The organism is Stenotrophomonas sp. LARHCG68 (assembly GCF_052871705.1).
The window spans coordinates 485802-505701 of the sequence record NZ_JBIXJV010000001.1 but is presented as its reverse complement, the minus strand read 5'-3'; the positions used below and the strand labels follow the sequence as shown (position 1 = coordinate 505701).

Sequence of the window (19900 nt, the reverse complement as noted above, 5' to 3'; positions counted from 1 at the left end):
CACCCGCGCCGTGGTACATCCCCGGTCACCTGGCCGTGCGCCACCCGCTCCGGCGGCGCGCCAGCCTCACTCCTGTTCGTCGGCCAGCAGTGCGCCGGCATACAGGGCCGCCAGCACCACCAGCACGCCTCCCCAGAACGTGGAATAGAACGCCAGGTGCGTGTTGAGCGGGAACACCGTGGTCGCCAAGGCCAACGCCGCCGGCCGGGCCTGGTCGCGGGCCAGCGGGGAGGCATAGATCCAGGCACGGATGGCCATCGCCGCGCCCGCCATCCACAGCAGCAGGCCGAGAACACCGGTTTCGGCCAGGATCTCCAGCACGATCTGGTGCGCATGCAGGGCCGGGCTGTCGCCCCAGGCCGCGGTCCTCTGCGGTGACGGATCACACTGCGGGTAGGCCCGCCGGAAATCGCGCACGCCCACGCCGTTGAGCGGGTGCTCGCGCACCATGCACAGCGCCGCTCCCCAGATCTGGCTGCGCCCGGACAAGGCCTGGTCCATGCCGCTGGCATCACCGCTCAAGGCCATCTGCGTGCGGGCAAAGCGCTCGCGTACCTGCGACGACCCCAGGCCCAGCGCCACGGTACCGGCCACGCCGGCGAGCACCACCAGTGCCATCCGCTTCGCGCCCAGCAGGCGCCCGCCGGAGAACAGCACGACCAGCGCATAACTGATCCAGGAGGCACGCGAACCGGCCAGCACCAGCACCACGCCGACCAATGCAGCAGCCAGCAACCAGCCCCAGCGCCCCATGCGCTGGCCCACGAAGAACAGCAGGAACGGCGACACCGCCGCCAACACCTGCCCGAACTTCAGGTTGCACGGGCCGAACACGCCCGGCAGGCGATCTGCCGCGGCGATCTCCTGTGCGGTGCACAGGCTGTGTCCACTGATCAGCCACTTGAGCTGGTCCATCGACCAGAACAATGCGCTGGTGCCGAATACGGCCTGCACCAACGCATCCAGCGTCCACGCCGCGGTCACCAGCGCCAGGCCGGTGAAGGTGATCCGTCGCCGTTGCGGCGTGGCCACGGCAATGGCGACCAGCCACATGAACGGCAGGTAGCGCAGCGCGGCGGCTACCTTGCCCCAGGTCCTGCCCGGATCGGCCGCATCGAACGCGGACACCGCCTGGGGCAGCCAGTAGGCCAGGAACAACACGCCGGTCAGCGCCCATGCCGGGATGCTCAGCAACGGCCGGATGCCGCCACGCAGATGCAACTGCACCAACCGCACCGCGGTGAACAATGCCCCCAGCACCAGCACCGCTTCGGCAATCCCAGGCGCCGGCCAGCAGGCGACGAAGGCAATCACCCATGCCGGTGCCCAACGGGCACTGGCACCTGCACCATCAGCGCGTGAGTTCGGCATAGACATCCAGGGTGGCACGCTGCATGGCCTGCAGGGTAAAGGGAATCCGGCCGGGCAATGCCGGCGGTTGCCGCAGCATCTGCAATGCCTGTTGCAGCAGGCCTGCATCGTCACCCAGCGCCACCGCCCCCTCGGGCTGCAGCTGCGCCAGCAGTTCACCGACGCCGCCGTGGGCCCAACCCAGTACCGGTCGACCGACTGACAGCGCCTCAAGCACCGTGCGGCCAAACGCTTCCGGCTTGTCGGACAACTGCAGGACCAGGTCACTGGCCGCGTAGGCCTGTGACATGCGGTCGGTGGCCTCGCTGAAGACCACCTGCCCGGCCACGCCCAGTCGTCCCGCAAGCTGTTCCAGTTCCTGCAGGTAGCTTTCCCGTCCAGGCGCGCGTGCCCCCGGCATCCACAGCAGCGCCTGCACCTGTTGCTGCTTCAGCGCCGCCAGCAGCCCGATGGCGTGCGCATGGCCTTTCAGCCGGGTGCCACGCCCCGGCAGCAGCAGCAAGGGCGCATCGCCGGCCAGCGCCGGGTGCTGGCGTGCCACCTCCAGGCGCGCACGCCGGTCGGCGCGCGGCGTGCGCGGGAACTGGCTGGCGTCGATGCCACGCGGTATCACGCGCAGCTTGCCCGGGTCAGTGGCCGGGTAATGCTGCAGCAGGTAGGCACGCACCGTCTGCGATACGCAGATCACGCGTTCACCGCTGGCCATGATGCCGCTGTAACGGCCCGGTGAATTCAGGCCGTGCATGGTGGTCACCCAATGCGGCCGCTGGGGCGGCTTGATGCCGCGCAAGGCATACCCGCCCAGCCATGCCGGCAGGCGCGAACGCGCATGCACGATGTCCGCGCCGGTTTCCACGAACAGGCGGCGCAGGCTGGCCACGTGCCGCAGGGTCAACAGCGACTTGCGGCCGATATCCAGGGTCAGGTGTTCGGCACCGCTGTCCAGCAGCGGCTGCACCAGCCGGCCGCCGGCCGATACCACGATGGCGCGATGGCCCGCCGCGACCAGCGCGCGGGCGATCTCAAGGGTCGAGCGCTCGACGCCACCGGCGTGCAGCGCCGGCAGCAACTGCACCACGGTCAGGCGGCGCATCGTCCGGTTCAGTCAACCAGCACGAAGACCGAGCCGCAGTACGGGCAGGCGGCTTCGCCGTTGGGTTCCTTGTCGATCGGCAGGTAGACGCGCGGGTGCGAGTTCCACAGCGCCATCTCCGGCGTCGGGCAGCTCAACGGCAGGTCGGCGCGGTGCACGGTGTAGCGCTTCTCGGAGTTGGCGGGTGCGGTGGCGGTATGGCTCATGGCGTCGTTCAGCGAAATCAGGGACCGGCCAATTCTACCAGTGCCACCCCGGTGCCGGACCGCCCGCCGGCGTCTCCCCCGCGCGGCCGTCACCGGCCGTGGCCACCTGCGGTGGTTCCCGGCTCAGCCGGCCGGCCTCCAGGCGCAGCACCCGATCAGCGCCGACGACCGCCCCGGGTCGATGCGCGACGACCAGCCGGGTCAGGCGCAGCTGGCACACGGCCGCGTTGACCTGCTGCTCACCGCACGGATCCAGATGGCTGGTGGCCTCGTCCAGGAACAGCAACCGGGGCTGCCGGTACAAGGCGCGCGCGAGCAGGATCCGTTGCTGCTGGCCCGCGGACAGGGCGTTGCCCCGATCGCCGACCTGCCCGTGGTAGCCCGTTGGCCGGGCGATGATCTCCGCATGCACGGCGGCCAGGCTGGCCGCGACCTCGATCCGCGCCGGGTCCGCATCCGGGTCGAAGAAGCTGATGTTGTCGGCGATGCTGCCACTGAACAGCTGATCCCCCTGCATCACCGCCCCGATGATGCGGCGCAGCTCGTGCCGTCCCAGCGCCTGCAGCGCATGGCCCCCGATGCGGATGCTGCCGCGGGTCGGCGTCAACACACCCAGCATCAGTTTCACCAGCGTGGTCTTGCCGCAGCCCGACGCACCGGTGATCGCCACCGACTCCCCGGCAGCGATGCTGAAACTGCATCCCTCCAGTACCCACGGCGCGTCATCGGCATAGCGGAAGCACAGGTCCTCCACTTCGATCCGGCTGTCCTCGGGCACCGCCACAGGCCCGGGCAGGTCCGGCTCCGGCATGGCCGACACGACCCCTGCCAGGCGTTCACGGTGGAACCGAAGCACGCGCAGCGCCAGCCATTGGTCGACCAGGGCACTCATCCGCGCCATGAACAACTCCCCGTAGGCCAGGACGGCGATCAGCATGCCGGCCGTCAAGGCACCGTCCAGCACCCGCGCGGCCGCGATCCAGATCGAAGCGATGCGTGCCAGGCCGAACAGCAGCTGGCGCGTGCCACGAAAGGCCACGTCGAAATGGGCGAGCCGCGCCTCGTACTGGGCCGCCTCCCAGCGCAGCAGGTCATGACCGTCGCGCCTGCGCGATTCCGCGCCTGCCACCTTCACGCCCTGCATGCCCTGCAGCGTCTCCAGTAGGTACGCCTGCTGGCGGGAATCCGCCACCCACTGCCGCTCGCGATGCATGTGCTGTGACTTCGCAGCCAACAGGCGCACGCTCGCATACAGCACCACCGCCAGCACGGCCACGCCTGCCAGTCCGGGGCTGTACAGCAGCATCAAGCCAAGCAACGGCACCACCAGCAGACCATCGACCAGCCCTTCGAGCGCGCCACTGGCCGCGGTCCGCTGGATCTGGCGCAGCGAGGCCAACCGCGCGACGACGCCGGCCGGGCCGTGTCGCTCGAAGAAGGCCAGGGGCAGCCTCGACAGGTGCGCAAGCACATTGCCGCTCCACTGCTCGCCCAGCCGCGTGCACAGGCGAACCACGGCCACGCTTCGCACCGCATCGATGCCCACCTGCAGCACCAGGGCCAGGCCAAAGCCGAGCGCCAATACCGCGAGCAGGTCGCGGTCGGCCGCGACCAGCACCTGGTCCACCACCCATTGCATCAGCAGTGGCGCCAACAGCACGAACACCTGCAGCGCCAGCGACAACACCAGCACCTGCGCGAGCACCGTTCGCAGGCCGGGGACCGGTCCGGCCAGGCGGCGCAGGCTGATCAAGGCCCCTGTTTCAGGGGACGCCAACATCGCCGCCGGCTCCAATACCAGCGCCGCGCCACCGAAGCAGCCGGAGAGTTCGGACCGCGACATCCGGCGCGTCCCCGCGACCGGGTCCAGCACCGTGGCACGATTGCCCCGCAACTGCTGCAGGACCGCGAAATGACCCCGCTCCCCCTGCAGGATGCAGGGCAGGTCCACGCTGGCCAGTGCGGCGCCAGGCTGCCGTGGCCGTGCATGCAAGCCCAGTTGCCGGCTGGCGTCGACCAGCCCAGCGAGCGTCGCGCCGTTCGCGCAGCCGGGGAAACGTCGCCGCAGCTCCGGCAGTCCGACCGGGCGTCCATGCGCCTTGGCCACCATGGCAAGGGAAGCAAGGCCGCTGTCGGCGGCCTCGGATTGGACAATGGTTTTCATCCGTGGCCGTCCCTGGCCGCTCCTTCGTCGTTACTTGAAATCACCCGCAACGAACACGCTCAGCTGGCTGGGATCCAGGTGCTTGCGGATGGCGGCATTGACCTGCTCGACCGTCAACGCGCGATAGGCCGCATCCCGGTCAATCTCGAACTGCATGGCACGCGCGTAGTACAGGTGGTCGGTGAGCAGGTTGGCCACCGCGCCATCGCTGGCACGCGACTGCTCGCGCACCACCAGCCGTGCATTGACCGCATCACGCAATTCCTGTTCGGTGACCCCATCGGCCACGAGCCGGGCCAGTTCCTCGCGCACCGCGCGCTCGACCTTGTCCATGTTCCCCGGCGCGGCAATTGCCTGCACGGCGATGCTGCCCGCATCGTCACGTCCTTCCCGGCTTTCGTCGGCATGCAGCGCGGCACCCACGCTGTAGCTGAGGCCTTCCTTCTGGCGGATGCGGTCGGCCAGTCGCGCCTTCAGCGGATCGCCACCAAGGATGTTGACGGCGATGTTGAGCGCGGCGAAGTCCGTATCGGCCAGGTTGATCGACAGGTTCTGTCGTGCCAGCAATACCGCATTGGGCTTGTCCGGCGTGGCCAGGCGTTGCTGCATCGCCGCGCGCGGCTGGTAGTGGGTGCTGATCGGCACATAGGCGCGTGGTGCCTTCCAGTCCACGAACAGGGACTGCAGTTGCGCCTTCACCGCCTCGGCGTCGAAGTCGCCGACGATGGCGATTTCGCCCACGCTGGTGCCGTAGAAGTCGCGGTGATAGGCGGCCAGTTCCTGCAGCTTCACCGCATTGAGCCGCTCCAGCGCGGTGTCCAGCGTTTCCACATGCAGCGGATGGCCTTCCGGCCACGGGTCGAAGTAGCGGGCCAACGCCAGCGATGCCACCGCACCGGGTTCCCGGCGCCGTGCTTCGGTCGCGGTGACGGCCTGCAGGCGAAGCTGCTCGAACGGGTCTTCCGGCAGCGCCGGGTTGCGCAGCACGTCCGCGGCCAGGGCCAACGCCTCTGCCAGCGTGTCGCGCCGGCCCGACAGGCGGATCTGCGCACTCTGCATGCCCCCGCTCACCTGTGCCTGGGTCGCCAGCGCATCGAAACGCGCCGCGATCCGGCCCCGGTCCATATGCGTGCTGCCCATCATCAGCATCGAGCCCAGCAGGCTGCCCGCCATGCCGCGGCCGGTCATGGCCTTCTCGTCAGCGAAGCGGAACGTCGCATCCACCGTCACTGTCTGGCCGCGGTTCTTCTTGGGCAGCAGCGAAACCTTGAGCCCCTCGCCCAGGGTGAAGGTCTCGGTGCGTGCCTGGATGTTCTGCGGCGTGGCTTCGAACGCCTCTCCGGCGGCGACCGCTTCACGCCCCATGTAGCCATCGACCAGGCTGGCCACCGCCGGTGCCGGTGGAATCCCGGCGCGATCGACCGTGGTCGTCGGCACGAACCGGCCCAGGGTGCGATTGCTGGGCTTGAGGTAAGCGGCCGCGACGCGGTTGACGTCGGCGGCGCTGACCTTGGCGATCGCATCGCGCTGCACGAACAGCAGCCGCCAGTCACCGGCCGCCTGGTACTCGGAAAGCGCCATCGCCACTGCGTTGACGTCGCTGGCCAGCTTCTCCATCCCGTTGGCGATGCGTTGCCTGGCCGCGGCCACCTCCTCCTCGCTCACCGGACGCGCGGCGACCTGCTCGGCCTGGCGCAGCAACTCGGCCTCGGCCTTGGCCGCGTCACCGGCCTTGGGCAGGACACCGATCAGGGTGAACAGGCCGGGATCGCGCAGGCTTTCCCCGCTGGCAGTGGCGAAGGCCGCCAACTTCGGCTCCATCAGCGCCTTGTACAGCCGCCCGTTCGGGTTGTCGCCCAACACGTTCGCCAGCACCGCCAACGGCGCGCTGTCGGCCTGCGCCAGCGCCGGCACGTGGTAGCTGGCCGCCACCAGCGCCAGGTCACCACTGCGGCGCACGGTGACCTCGCGCTCGCCATCCTGGGCAGGTTCCACCGTATGCAGCACCGGCAGCACGCGGGCGGGCCGCTTCAACGGGCCGAAGTGGGCGGCCACGCGCTGCAGTACCTGGCCCTCGTCGATGCGGCCGGCAACGATCAACAGCGCGTTGTCCGGCTGGTACCAGGCGCGGTAGAACGCCTGCAGGTTGTCGATCGGCACGTTCTCCACGTCCGAGCGTGCACCGATCGGCATGTTGCCGTAGTTGTGCCAGTCGAAGGCCACCGAGCGCATGCGCTTCATCAGCACGCCGACGGGGCTGTTGTCGCCGGCTTCCATCTCGTTGCGGACGACGGTCATCTCGCTGTCCAGGTCGGCCTTGGCCACCCTGGAGTTGACCATCCGGTCAGCCTCCATCGCCAGCACCCACTCCAGCGTTTCATCGCTGGCCGGGAACGAGGCGAAGTAGTTGGTGCGGTCCAGCGAGGTCGTGGCGTTCTTGCTGATGCCGCGCTTCTGCATCTGCCCGGGAATGTCGGGGTTGCGCGCGGTGCCCTTGAACAACAGGTGTTCGAGCAGGTGCGCCATCCCGGTTTCGCCGTAGTTCTCGTGCAGCGAGCCCACGCCGTACACCAGGTTGACCGTCACCGTCGGCTTGCTTGCGTCGGGGAACAGCAACACGCGCAGGCCGTTGTGCAGCTGGTACTGGCAGATCCCCTCCACGCACGGCCCGGCCTCCACCGTCGCCGGCAAGGCCGGGGGCGCCGGCCTGGCCGTCGCAACGCCCACGCCCGCCAAAGAGAGGGCCAGCGCCACTGCACAACGCGAAACTCCGATCATCCATTTCCCCTTGAGTTCATTCCGTCCATTCCTTTCCAGGCCCGATGGCGGGGGAAGCTCCCCGCGCCCGACCTTCCCTGCGCGATCCCGTCGCCGCGCGGCTTCCCTTGCCCATCCCTCTGTGGAGATACCGCATCGGTTGCACGGGCATGTTTCCAGAAACATCCCGATGCGTACACCGTGCAGAGGCCAACACCGCTCATCCTTCCCAGCGTGCTGACATGCCAAGCAGGGGCTCGAACAGCCATTCGAACAGACGACGCCGTTCACCCATGATGTCCGCTTCCAGCGGCATGCCCGGGCGCAGCGGCTCGGGCTTCCCGTAGGCCACGACGTGTTGCCGGGCCAGGCTGACGGTGATCCGGTAGGCGACCTCGCCGCCGCGGCCGGCCGCATCGTCGGGCAACGCGCTCAGGCTGATCCGTTCCACACGGCCGCGCTGGTGCCCGAACTTCTGGTAGGGAAACGCACGGTAGCGCAGCAGCACGTCATCGCCGGGCGCGATGAAGCCGATCACGCGACTGGGAACACGCAGCTCCGCTTCCAGCCGCCCGTCACCGGGCAACAGCACCAGCAGCGGCTGGTTGGCACGCACCGCCTGGCCGGGCTTGACCAGGTGTATCCCCACCGTCCCGGCGACCGCAGCCTTCACCAGCAGTCCATCGGCGGCATCGGCCTGCAGGCGCTCCTGCTCCAGCCGCGCCTGCGCACGCGCATGCCCGGCGTCGTTGGCCCGTGCCTGCGCCGGCATCTCGTCCAGCTCCTGCTGCAGGCGCGCGATCAGCCGCCGTGCACCGCTGGCCTGTCGCTGCAGCGATCGCCACTGCGCGGTATGGTCCAGCAGCGCGGCTTCCTGCTGCTGCAGTTGCAGCTGCCCCACGTATCGCCCTTCTTCAAGCCGGTGCAGGCGCTGCAGCCTGTCGGCGGCGGTGCGGACCTGCTGCTGGCGGACCTGCACCTCGGCCTGGACCAGTTGCAGTTCGTCACGGGCGCGGCGCAGGCGTCGGATCAAGCCCTGCCGCTGCGCCTGCATGCGCCCGTGCCCGGCCAGGCGCTCCTCCTCCAGCCCGCGTTCGCGCTCGCTCAGGTGCGCATCGATGGCGCCCTGTGCATCACCGACGTCCACCGTCGCGCGTGACATGCTCACCAGCGCAAGGCTGCCGCCCGCGCGGACGCGCCCGCCTTCAGCCACGTTCAACCAGGCCACCACGCCGTCGGCCGGAGCGGTCACGGTCAGCATGCCCTGCACCGGGACCAGTTGGCCCTCGACGGTGGAGCGGCAGGTGTAGCTGGCCGAGCACAGGAAAACCAGCACGGCGATGGCGGCGATCATCGCCAGGCCGGCGAGCCCGCCCAGGCGCAACGCCGGCGACGTCCCCGCGCTGGCCGGCATGCGGTCCGGCGGCACCTTCGACGTGACCTCCCGGCATGATGATTGCGGCATGGCTGGCCCCCCGGAAAGCGAGGCGCGAATGTGTCGAAGCGGAGGCCTTCGTTCAAGGCCTCCGCAGGGTCATTTGCACTGGCACCAGACGCCCATTGCCCATGGCACCGGGGACGCGGGCCGGGCGTCAGCCGCGCTGACCCGAAAAGTCAGACTTTCTGACGAAAACCCACTTTTCCTTGCATTGTCTCAATTTCTCACACTTGTTCGCACATTGTATCCCGCTTGCGATATAGTCCCCGGGCACTCACGCAGCAACCTCATGGAGGAGAACCTGGATGCCCAACCAACTGGCTAATCGCATTCGCCGTGCCCGTCGCAGAAAGGGCATGACCCAGGCCGAGCTGGCCGCCCTGCTCAAGGTCAGCCGCAGCGCGGTGGGCAACTGGGAAAGCCCCACCGGGATCATGCCGTGCACTACCCGCATGATCACCATCGCCCTGGTCACCGATGTTTCCTTCGAATGGCTGGCCACCGGCCGTACCGGGCTCGAGGCCGTCCCGGCGAGCCCGCCTCCGGCCGGCATGGAGCTGGTCGACGACCCGCACGAACGCCGCCTGCTGGTGGGCTATCGCACCAGCCGCGCCGCCACCCGCAAGCTGGTCCTGCAGATCGTGGAAGGCCAGCGCGCCTCGCCGCTCTGACCGCCGGGGCCAGCCAGGCTGGCCCCACCTTCCCTCGGAAACGAAGAAAGCCGGCTTGCGCCGGCTTTCTTCGTTGCATCCGGACCCCGCCATCAACCGGCGCGGTCGGCTTCCATCTGCTTGCGGATCTGCGCGTCCACGGCCGCGATCGCGGTCATGTTCAGCACGCGGCGCGAACTGGCGCTGCTGGTCAGGATGTGCACCGGCTTGGAGATGCCCATCAGGATCGGGCCGATCGCCACGCCGTTGGTGAACACGCGCACCAGGTTGTAGGCGATGTTGGCCGCTTCCAGGTTGGGCAGCACGAACAGGTTGGCACGGCCCTTGAGCGTGCTGTTGGGCAGCAGCTTCTCGCGCAGCGCCTCGTCCCAGGCGGTGTCGCCCTGCATCTCGCCGTCCACGTTCAGGCGCGGGTTGCGCTTGAGCAGCTGCTCGCGCACCTGGCGCATCTTCAGCGCGTCCTTGGAATCATGGCTGCCGAAGTTGGAGTGCGACAGCAGCGCGATCTTCGGCTCGATGCCGAACAGCTTCATGCGGTAGGCCGCCTGCAGCGTGGATTCGACGATCTGGTCGACGCTGGGGTCTTCCTGCACGTGGGTATCCACGAAGAAGAACACGCCCTGCGAGTTGATCACGCCGGTCATCGCCGAGGTCGAGCTGACCCGCTGTTCCAGCGGGATCACGCTGCGCACGTAGCCCAGCTTCTTGTGGAAGCGGCCGACCAGGCCGGACAGCATCGCGTCGGCCTCGCCACGGGCCACCATCACCGCCGCGATCAGGGTCGGGCGCGAGCGCATCAGGTTCTTGGCGGCGGCCACGGTGACGCCCTTGCGGCCGGTCATCTCGTGGTAGTACTGCCAGTACTCGTTGAAGCGCGGGTCGTCGTTGATGTTGGTGATCTCCACGTCCACGCCGGGCTTCATGCGCAGGCCCAGGCGTTCGATGCGCGACTCGATCACTTCCGGGCGGCCGATCAGGATCGGCGCGGCGACGCCTTCGTCGATCACGTTCTGCACCGCCTGCAGCACCACTTCTTCCTCGCCCTCGGCGTAGACCACGCGCTGCTTGTCCGAACGGGCACGGTCGTAGACCGGCTTCATGAACAGGCTGGTGCGGTAGACGAACTGGGCCAGCTTCTCGCGGTAGGCCGCCATGTCGGCGATCGGGCGCGTGGCCACGCCCGAATCCATCGCCGCCTGGGCCACCGCCGAGGACAGCTCGACCAGCAGGCGGCGGTCGAACGGGCGCGGGATCACGTAGTCACGGCCGAAGCTGGGGGTATCACCACCATAGGCGGCGCCCATGTCGGACGCCTCCTTGCGGGCCAGCGCGGCGATGGCGCGCACGCAGGCCACCTTCATTTCCTCGTTGATGCCGGTGGCACCGACGTCCAGCGCGCCGCGGAACAGGTACGGGAAGCACAGCGCGTTGTTGACCTGGTTCGGGTAGTCCGAACGGCCGGTGCCCATGATCACGTCCGGGCGCACCGCCTTGGCGTCCTCCGGCAGGATCTCCGGGTACGGGTTGGCCAGCGCGAAGATGACCGGGTTCGGCGCCATGGTGGCGACCATTTCCGGCTTCAGGATGCCGCCGGCCGACAGGCCCAGGAAGATGTCCGCGCCGTCGACGATCTCGGCCAGCGTGCGCTTGTCGGTGTCGCGGGCGTAGCGCGCCTTTTCCGGGTCCAGGTCGGTGCGGCCGGTGTGGATCACGCCTTCGCGGTCGTAGGCCAGGATGTTCTCCGGCTTCAGGCCCAGCTGTACCAGCATGTTGACGCAGGAGATGCCGGCCGCGCCCATGCCGGTGGTGGCCAGCTTGACGTCCTCGATCTTCTTGCCGGTGATGCACATGGCGTTGAGCACGGCGGCGCCGACGATGATCGCGGTGCCGTGCTGGTCGTCGTGGAACACCGGGATGTTCATGCGCTCGCGCAGCTTGCGCTCGACGATGAAGCACTCCGGCGCCTTGATGTCTTCCAGGTTGATGCCGCCGAAGGTCGGCTCCAGCGAGGCGATGATGTCGACCAGCTTGTCCGGGTCGTTCTCGTCCACTTCGATGTCGAACACATCGATGCCGGCGAACTTCTGGAACAGCACGCCCTTGCCTTCCATCACCGGCTTGCCGGCCAGCGGGCCGATGTTGCCCAGGCCCAGCACCGCGGTGCCGTTGCTGATCACCGCGACCAGGTTGCCGCGTGCGGTCAGTTCGCTTGCCTGCGAGGGGTCGGCAACGATGGCTTCACAGGCATGCGCCACGCCCGGCGAGTAGGCCAATGACAGATCCCGCTGGGTCAGCATCGGCTTGGTCGCCACCACCTTGATCTTGCCCGGCGGGGACATGCGGTGGTAATCGAGGGCGGCCTGTTTGAAATCTTCGTTGGACATCGATCTGTTCGGCATGAATGGGCAGAAGGGACTCGGGATGATACCGCGTTGCGCTGTCTGGACCTGTCGCGCAGCTGTCACTGGTCATGCTGCAACCGCACAATCCGGAGGCGTCCGGTGGACATGATCCGAGCATTGCGGGTCGCTGCAATGACAACAGGTGGATCGGGAAAGCACTCGCAGGGCCATACCCTGTCCCGGGCAGGCCCCGCGCCACGCACTGGCAGGCTTGCTCAGCGCACCGCGACCTCGCCCACCGGTTCGGGCGTGGCGCCATCGAGCACCTGGGCAAGGCGTTCGCTGTCCAGTGCACCCTCCCAGCGCGAGACCACCACGGTTGCAACGGCATTTCCGAGGAAATTGGTCAAGGAACGGCATTCGCTCATGAACCGGTCCACGCCCAGGATCAGCGCCATGCCGGCCACCGGCACCTCCGGCACCACGGCCAGGGTGGCCGCCAAGGTGATGAAGCCGGCGCCGGTCACGCCCGCCGCGCCCTTGGAACTGAGCATGGCGACCAGCAGCAGCATGATCTGGTGGCCCAGGGTCAGCTCGGTGTTGGTGGCCTGGGCGATGAACAACGCGGCCAGGGTCATGTAGATGTTGGTGCCATCCAGGTTGAACGAATAGCCGGTCGGCACCACCAGGCCCACCACCGACTTGCTGCAGCCGGCCCGCTCCATCTTCTCCATCAGCGAGGGCAGCGCCGATTCGGAGGAGGACGTGCCCAGCACCAGCAGCAGCTCGGCCTTGAGGTAACGGGCCAGCTTGATCACCGAGAAACCGCACATCCGGGCCACCGTGCCTAGGATGACCACCACGAACAGCAGCGCGGTCAGGTAGAACGAGCCCACCAGCCAGGCCAGGTTGACCAGCGAGCCGATGCCGTACTTGCCGATGGTGAAGGCAATCGCGCCGAACGCGCCGATCGGTGCGGCCTTCATCAGCAGGTGCACCAGCTTGAACACCGGCTCGGTCAGCGCTTCGAGCAGGTTGAGCACCGGGCGGCCCTTCTGCCCGACCATCGCCAGCGAGATGCCGAACAGCACCGCCACGAACAGCACCTGCAGGATGTTGTCGCCGACGAACGGGCTGAGCAGGGTCTTGGGGATGATGTCCATCGCGAAGCCGACCAGGGTCAGCTCATGCGACTTGGCCACGTAGTTGTTGACCTCGGTCTGGTCCAGGTCGGCCGGGTTGATGTTCATGCCGGCGCCGGGCTGCACCACGTGCGCCACCACCATGCCCACCACCAGCGCCAGGGTGGAGAAGAACAGGAAGTAGACCATCGCCTTGGCGAACACCCGGCCGACGCTGCGCAGGTGGGTCATGCCGGCGATGCCGGTGACGATGGTCAGGAAGATCACCGGTGCGATGATCATCTTCACCAGCTTGATGAAAGCATCGCCCAGCGGCTTGAGCTGCGCGCCCCAGGCCGGCTCGAAATGTCCGAGCAGCACGCCCAGGGTGATGGCGACCAGCACCTGGAAGTACAGCTGGCGGTACAGCGGGGTGCGACCACCCGGGGCCGCGACGACATCGGTGGAAACGTGCATGCGACACCTCGAAGGAGAACGGCTTCGAGCGGTGTTGTACGCGCGGGCGGCGGGCACGCCGATAACGCATTGGTACTAGCTAATCCATTGGTATTAGGCCGCTTTTCCCTCCTGGCGACGTTCCGGCACCCGCCTCGACCGCACCCTGCACACCAATCCCAATGGCCACGGGCACTTGCCGCACGTTCCCGCCCGGCGCCCCTGCCGGATGGGCCAGCGGCCGCACGTCAACGTCGCAGATGCCGCGCTGGAGAAACCCGCCGGTCTGCGTGACCATCCGTGCATGCCCTTCCTGCGCCGCCCACGACGACGTGTCCACACCTGGCTGCTGCTGGCCGGCCTGGCCGTGCTCGTCGCCCTGGTCAGCCTGGCGGTGATGCGCCACCTGGAGCGGCGCAGCCTGCAGGCCGACGCGGCGCAGGCGCGCGAACAGCTGCGCCTGAAGGCCGATGCGATGCAGGCATTGATCGAACGCTACGGCGTGTTGCCGGCGGTGCTGGCGCTGGACCCTGACATCCGCGCCGCATTGCTGCGACCGGACGCCCCGGCCGGCGTCTTCGATTCGCTCAACCACAAGCTGGAAGCGGTCAATGGCGCGGCCACCACCTCGACGCTGACCCTGCTCGATCGCAACGGGCTGGCCGTGGCCGCCAGCAACTGGCGCATCCCCGGGTCCAGCAACGTCGGCAACAACTACCGCTTCCGCCCCTATTTCCAGCGCGCCATGCAGGAAGGCAGCGGCACCTTCTACGCCGAGGGCGTGACCACCGCGGTGCCCGGCTACTTCCTGTCCGAGGCAGTCCGCGACGCCCAGGGCGTGCCGGTCGGGGTGGTCGTGGTCAAGGTGGTGCTGCGTCCGCTGGAAGCCAGCTGGGGCGAGATGCCCGAGACCGTGTTCGCCAACGACGGCAATGGCGTGATCTTCCTGTCCAGCCGCCCCACGTGGCGCTACCGGGTGCTGCACCAGCTCGATGCCGCCATCCGTGGCCGGCTGGCCAACACCCGCCAGTACGGGCCAGTGCCGCGCGAGCAGTTGGAGTACCGCCTGATCGAGGACCTCGGCGATGGCGTGCGCCGGGTGCGCCTGCCCGACGCCGGCGACGTCATCTGGATTTCGCAGCCGCTGCCACGCCAGGGCTGGACCCTGAACCTGCTGCGCGCCAGCCACGACAGCCTGGCCACCGCGCGCACCCAGGCCGCGCTGATCGGCGCCGGTCTGCTCGCACTGGCACTGCTCGGCTTCGTGCTGTGGCAACGCCGCCGGCTTGCCCAGCTGCGCGAGCGCAGCCGCGTCGAGCTCGAACGCATGGTCAAGCACCACGCGCAGGAACTGCGCACCGCCCAGGATGGCCTGGTACAGGCCGCGCACGCCGCCGACTACGGCGAAAGCCCGAGCCTGCAGCACCTGCCGCAGGGCGTGTGCGTGGTGGACGCCCAGCTCAACCTGGTGGCGTGGAACCGCCGCTATGTCGAGCTGTTCCGCTTCCCGCCCGGCTTCATCCACGTCGGCCGGCCGATCGCCGATGTCTTCCTGTTCAACGCGCGCCGTGGCCTGCTCGGTCCCGGCCCCATCGATGAGGCCATCGAGCGCCGGCTCAACCACCTGCGCTCGGGCAAGCCGCACATGCATGAGCGCGAACGCAGCGATGGCAGCGTCATCGAGATCCGCGGAAACCCGCTGCCGGACGGCGGCTTCGTCACCAGCTACGCCGACATCACCGCCTACAAGAACGCCGCGCGCGACCTGCGCTCGCTCGCTGATGCACTGACCCAGCGCGTGGACGAGCGTACCCGTGACCTGGCCGGCGCCAAGCGCGAGGCCGAGGATGCCAACCGCTCCAAGACCCGTTTCGTCGCCGCGGCCGTGCACGACCTGCTGCAGCCACTCAACGCCGCGCGCATGTTCCTGTCGGCGCTGCGCGGACGCCTGCCCGACGAGGGCACGCGCCAGATCGCCGAACACATCGACAGCGCATTGACCGCGCAGGACGGCATCCTCAACAGCCTGCTGGACATCTCGCGGCTGGAGTCCGGCGCGCTGGAAACCCGGATCCACGACTTCGCGCTGGACCCGCTGCTGGATGCCCTGGCCAAGGAATTCGGCATCCTGGCCAGCGCGCGCGGGCTGCGGCTGGACTACGTCCGCACCCACGCGGTGGTGCGCTCGGACCGCGCCCTGCTGCGCCGCGTGCTGCAGAACTTCCTGTCCAACGCCATCCGCTACACCCCGCGCGGGCGCATCGTGCTGGGCTGCCGCCGCGAAGGTGAGCGCATCCGCATCGAGGTGCACGACAGCGGTCCGGGTATCGCCGAAGCCCGCCACCGGGAAATCTTCGAGGAATTCCACCGACTGGACGGCAACGACGCCAGCGAGCGCGGCACCGGGCTGGGCCTGGCCATCGTCGAGCGCATCGCACGCCTGCTCGACCACCCGATCCGGCTGCGTTCGGTGCTGGAGCACGGCAGTGTGTTCTCGGTCAGCGTGCCACGCGGCGAACATGCCGGCACCGCCCTGCCCGCTTCCGTCACCGCGGCCGAGGAGCTGCGGGGTGACTCATTGCTGGACGGCTGCCGGGTCTGGTGCGTGGACGACGACCCGCTGGTCAGCCGCGCCACCCACGTGCTGCTGGAACGCTGGGGTTGCCAGGTACTGTTGTCCGGCAATGCCGATGACGCGCTGGCAGCGGCCGAGCCGGGCAGCGCGCCGGACCTGCTGCTGCTCGACGTGCGCCTGGGCGCACTCAGCGGGCCGGAACTGCTGCCGCTGCTGCAGCAGCGCTGGCAGCAGGCCCCGGCGGTGATCCTGTACACCGCCGAACAGGACCCGGCGCTGCGTGCACTCGCCCGCGAGAACGGCTGGCACTTCCTGTCCAAGCAGGCGCGCACCTCGGCGCTGCGCGCCCTGCTGACCCACGCCTGCCAGCGCGCACGCTGAGTCGGTGCTCGTTGCTCAGGCGCCCGCGTCGGGCAGGCCGGGGTCGCCTTCCGGCTCCAGCGCCTTGACCAGCAACGCCGCCTGCGTGCGGCTGTTGCATTCGAGCTTCTTCAGGATCGCGGTGACATGCACCTTGACCGTGTTCTCGGCCAACCCCAGCTCGTAGGCGATCTGCTTGTTGAGCAGGCCATCGGCCACGCATACCAGCACCCGGAACTGCTGCGGGGTCAGCCGGGCCAGGCGCGCGGCCAGCAACGCATCGCGCTCGGAGCGCTCGGCCGCCAGCGGCGGGAAGCAGGTGTCGCCGGCCATCACCGCGGTGACCGCGTTGCGGATGGCCTCCACCGGCGCCGACTTGGGAATGAAGCCGACCGCACCGAACTGCTGCGCGCGCCGGATCACCCGCGGGTGGTCGTTGGAGGAAATGATGATGACCGGGATGTCCGGGCGCTCGCCGCGCAACCACACCAGCGAGGAGAAGCCGCGTGCCCCGGGCATGCTCAGGTCGAGCAGCACCAGGTCCACCTCCGGGTGCTCGTCCAGCGCCTGGGTCAGGGCCGAGGCGCTGGCCACCTCCAGGGTCTGCCCGACCGCCACGCCATCGCGCAGCGCATGCAGCACCGCCGCGCGGAACAGCGGGTGATCATCGGCGACGAGGACCTTGGCCAGGTTCATGCCGCCAGTGTGGCACGCACCCCGGCCGCTCGCCCTACTACCAATGCGTTATTGGCCGCCACGGCCAGGCTGCTATGGTCCGCCTCCCGACCCGGTATCCCCACAGGCACAGCCAGCCTATGCAACGCTCCCGCATCCCGTTGTTGTCCGCCCTGTTGCTGCCGGCCCTCGCACCGGCCGCGCATGCCAGTGATGATGTCAGCATCAAGTTCAGCGGGCGCCTGTACTACGACGTGGCGCGCTTCGACAACGATGACCGCGGCAGCCGCGAGCGTGACAACGATGACCTGCGTGCCGCGTGGCTGGCCGCCTCGGGCAGTTTCCACGGCGTCGACTACAAGTTCGAGGGCGACTTCGCCGGCCAACGCCCGGTGGCGCGCGATGTCTACCTGGCGCGCCGCTTCGGCACCACCACGGTGACGGTGGGCCAGTTCAAGCAGTTCTTCACCCTGGACGACCGCGCCAGCGCCAACCACATTCCGACGCTCGAGCGCAGCTACCTGGCGCAGACGCTGGCCCCGACCTACCGGCTCGGCGTGGGCGCAAACGGTTACCGGGACGGCGTGTTCTGGAGCGGCAGCGCCTACAGCCTGGAAAGCATCGACGCCTGGAAGGTGAAGGGCCGCGGCCTGGGCGGGCGCGCCGGCTACGTGCCGTGGAGCGAGCCTGGCCACGTCCTGCACCTGGCCGCCGCGGTCGCCCGCGAGGACTACGACAATCCCGGCCGCAGCGGCGCGGCGGCCCTGCGCGTGCAGCCGCGCGTGGCCGGCTACTTCGGTGACAACAGCCGCCTGTTGCTGCTCGACTTCCGCAACGGCCGCGACGTGCAGGTCGACAAGTACGGGCTGGAGGCCGCCGGCGTTCACCAGGCCTGGTCCTGGCAGGCCGAGTATGGCGCCGCCCACTACGACGACGGCCAGCAGAAGGCCAGGGTCCGCTCCGGCTACGTGCAGGGCAGCTGGCTGTTGACCGGCGAACCACGCAGCTACGACGCCCGCACCGGTCGCTTCGTGCAGCTCAAGCCTGCCCGGGAGGGCGGCGCCTGGGAGCTGGTGGCACGCTATGACCACATCCAGGGCGAGCAATGGCCCCAGACCCGTCGCGACCAGGCTGCCGATGCCTGGACCGTGGGCGTGAACTGGTATGCGGTCAAGCACCTGCGGGTGATGGTGGACTGGACCGACACCCGCCGCCGTGATGAACTGGCCGCGCGTACCCTGGACCACACCGGCGTGCTCGCCGGGCGCGTGCAACTGGACTTCTGAGCCACGGCCGTCGCCCGCACACTGCTGTAAAGAAAATAATTTTCACACAACCCTTCCTGTGATACACAATAGGCCGCCGCGAATCGGGCGCGCCAGCACGGGGAAAGGACGTTGTCCAAAGAAAATTACTTTCATTCCGAAGCACCCCTGGAAGGCAAGGGCCTGCCTGCCGGAGGTCCGTGGACACCGGCCAGCCTCGCTGCACGGGGCGCGTCGATCCTGGATGAGGACGTCAGCCTGCCCGTGGCGGTGCTGAGCGAACCGGCGCTGCGGCACAACCTGGAATGGATGCGCCGCTTCTGCCTGGCCTATGGCTGCCAGCTGGCGCCGCACGGCAAGACCACGATGAGCCCGGCCCTGTTCCGGATGCAGCTCGACGCCGGTGCGTGGGGCATCACCCTGGCCACCGCCGCGCAGACCGCCAGCGCCTACGCGCACGGCGTGCGCCGCGTGCTGATGGCCAACCAGCTGGTTGGTCGCGGCAACTTCGACCTGATCGCGCAGCTGCAGGCGCAGGACCCGGACTTCTGGTTTGCCTGCGTGGTCGATTCGGCCGACAACGTGGCCGCACTCGGCCGCTATTTCCGCCAACGCGGGCAGACCCTCAAGGTGTTGCTGGAAATCGGCATGGCCGGTGGCCGCACCGGCGTGCGCGACCCGGCCCAGGCGCAGGCGGTGCTGGACGAGATCCGCCGCTGGCCCGATGCGGTGGCGCTGGTCGGCGTGGAGGTCTACGAAGGCGTGGCCAAGGACGAGGCCGGCGTACGCGCCCTGCTGCAGCGCAGCCTGGCGCAGTGGCAGGTGATCGATGCCGACGCCGGCTTCGCGGCCAGCCCGGCCCTGCTCAGTGGCGCCGGCTCGGCCTGGTTCGACGTGGTGGCCGAGGAGTTCTCGGCGCTGTCCGGCCGCCCCGACGCGCAGGTGGTCCTGCGCCCGGGCTGCTACCTGAGCCATGACGTGGGCATCTACCAGCAGGCAATCACCCGCATCCAGGCCAGCAACCCGGTGGCGCGTGACATCGGCAGCAGCCTGCAGCCGGCGCTGCGGCTGTGGGCCTGCGTGCAGTCACGCCCCGAACCCACCCGCGCGATCATCGCGCTGGGCAAGCGCGATGCCGCCTTCGATGCCGGCTTCCCGGTCCCTGCCCTGCACCACCGCCCCGGCGACACCGCGCCCGGCGCCGCCGCCGTGCATTGGCGGATCAGCGCGATGATGGACCAGCACGCCTTCCTCGACGTGCAGGCCGACGACGACCTGCGCGTGGGCGACCTGCTCTGCTTCGACATCTCCCATCCGTGCCTGACCTTCGACAAGTGGCGCCACCTGCTGGTGGTCGATGACGCGCAGCGCGTCGTCGGCGCCGTTTCCACGCAGTTCTGAGTGCC

General features: G+C 68.8%; 13 protein-coding genes. 4 read left to right on the top strand and 9 right to left on the bottom strand.

What is annotated here, in order from left to right; genetic code table 11:
• Positions 1-66: 66 nt before the first annotated feature.
• The 6 genes from ACIPR8_RS02210 to ACIPR8_RS02185 all read right to left on the bottom strand — a co-directional run bounded on the left by ACIPR8_RS02210 (position 67) and on the right by ACIPR8_RS02185 (position 9056).
• A complete protein-coding gene (locus tag ACIPR8_RS02210) occupies positions 67-1371 on the bottom strand; it encodes an O-antigen ligase family protein (RefSeq protein WP_446540027.1) in 1305 nt (434 codons plus the stop codon).
• Complete coding sequence (locus tag ACIPR8_RS02205; RefSeq protein ID WP_446540026.1) at positions 1352-2464, bottom strand: glycosyltransferase; 1113 nt, start codon at positions 2462-2464, stop codon at positions 1352-1354. The genes ACIPR8_RS02210 and ACIPR8_RS02205 overlap by 20 nt, the downstream gene beginning before the upstream one ends.
• Before the next feature lie 8 nt (positions 2465-2472).
• A complete protein-coding gene (locus ACIPR8_RS02200) occupies positions 2473-2670 on the bottom strand; it encodes a zinc-finger domain-containing protein (RefSeq protein WP_132865556.1) in 198 nt (65 codons plus the stop codon).
• Positions 2671-2704: 34 nt separating this feature from the next.
• Positions 2705-4834, bottom strand: coding sequence for a peptidase domain-containing ABC transporter (locus ACIPR8_RS02195; RefSeq protein ID WP_446540025.1), 2130 nt, complete (start codon positions 4832-4834; stop codon positions 2705-2707).
• 30 nt (positions 4835-4864) lie between these two features.
• Positions 4865-7612, bottom strand: coding sequence for a M16 family metallopeptidase (locus tag ACIPR8_RS02190; RefSeq protein WP_446540024.1), 2748 nt, complete (start codon positions 7610-7612; stop codon positions 4865-4867).
• 199 nt (positions 7613-7811) lie between these two features.
• A complete protein-coding gene (locus ACIPR8_RS02185) occupies positions 7812-9056 on the bottom strand; it encodes an HlyD family secretion protein (RefSeq protein ID WP_192287599.1) in 1245 nt (414 codons plus the stop codon).
• A gap of 278 nt (positions 9057-9334) precedes the next feature.
• On the opposite strand from ACIPR8_RS02185, the gene ACIPR8_RS02180 reads away from it, so the two are divergent.
• Positions 9335-9700 (top strand): helix-turn-helix transcriptional regulator, encoded by a 366-nt coding sequence (locus tag ACIPR8_RS02180; protein WP_132865560.1) that lies wholly within the window; start codon positions 9335-9337, stop codon positions 9698-9700.
• A gap of 92 nt (positions 9701-9792) precedes the next feature.
• Here the strand turns inward: ACIPR8_RS02180 and ACIPR8_RS02175 are convergent, their stop codons facing one another.
• Entirely contained in the window at positions 9793-12084 is a 2292-nt protein-coding gene (locus ACIPR8_RS02175; RefSeq protein ID WP_132865561.1) for an NADP-dependent malic enzyme, read from the bottom strand.
• 233 nt (positions 12085-12317) lie between these two features.
• The gene (locus tag ACIPR8_RS02170; RefSeq protein ID WP_446540023.1) at positions 12318-13640 is read right to left on the bottom strand and encodes a dicarboxylate/amino acid:cation symporter; all 1323 of its coding nucleotides are present in this window, start codon (positions 13638-13640) and stop codon (positions 12318-12320) included.
• A gap of 283 nt (positions 13641-13923) precedes the next feature.
• On the opposite strand from ACIPR8_RS02170, the gene ACIPR8_RS02165 reads away from it, so the two are divergent.
• Entirely contained in the window at positions 13924-16575 is a 2652-nt protein-coding gene (locus ACIPR8_RS02165; protein WP_446540617.1) for a hybrid sensor histidine kinase/response regulator, read from the top strand.
• A 15-nt stretch (positions 16576-16590) separates the two neighbouring features.
• On the opposite strand, the gene ACIPR8_RS02160 is transcribed toward ACIPR8_RS02165, so the two are convergent.
• Positions 16591-17250, bottom strand: coding sequence for a response regulator (locus ACIPR8_RS02160; RefSeq protein WP_132865564.1), 660 nt, complete (start codon positions 17248-17250; stop codon positions 16591-16593).
• Between the two features lie 119 nt (positions 17251-17369).
• On the opposite strand from ACIPR8_RS02160, the gene ACIPR8_RS02155 reads away from it, so the two are divergent.
• Positions 17370-18515, top strand: a complete 1146-nt coding sequence (locus ACIPR8_RS02155; RefSeq protein WP_446540022.1) for an OprO/OprP family phosphate-selective porin — start codon at positions 17370-17372, stop codon at positions 18513-18515.
• A 111-nt stretch (positions 18516-18626) separates the two neighbouring features.
• Entirely contained in the window at positions 18627-19895 is a 1269-nt protein-coding gene (locus tag ACIPR8_RS02150) for an amino acid deaminase (protein ID WP_446540021.1), read from the top strand.
• Positions 19896-19900: the final 5 nt, after the last annotated feature.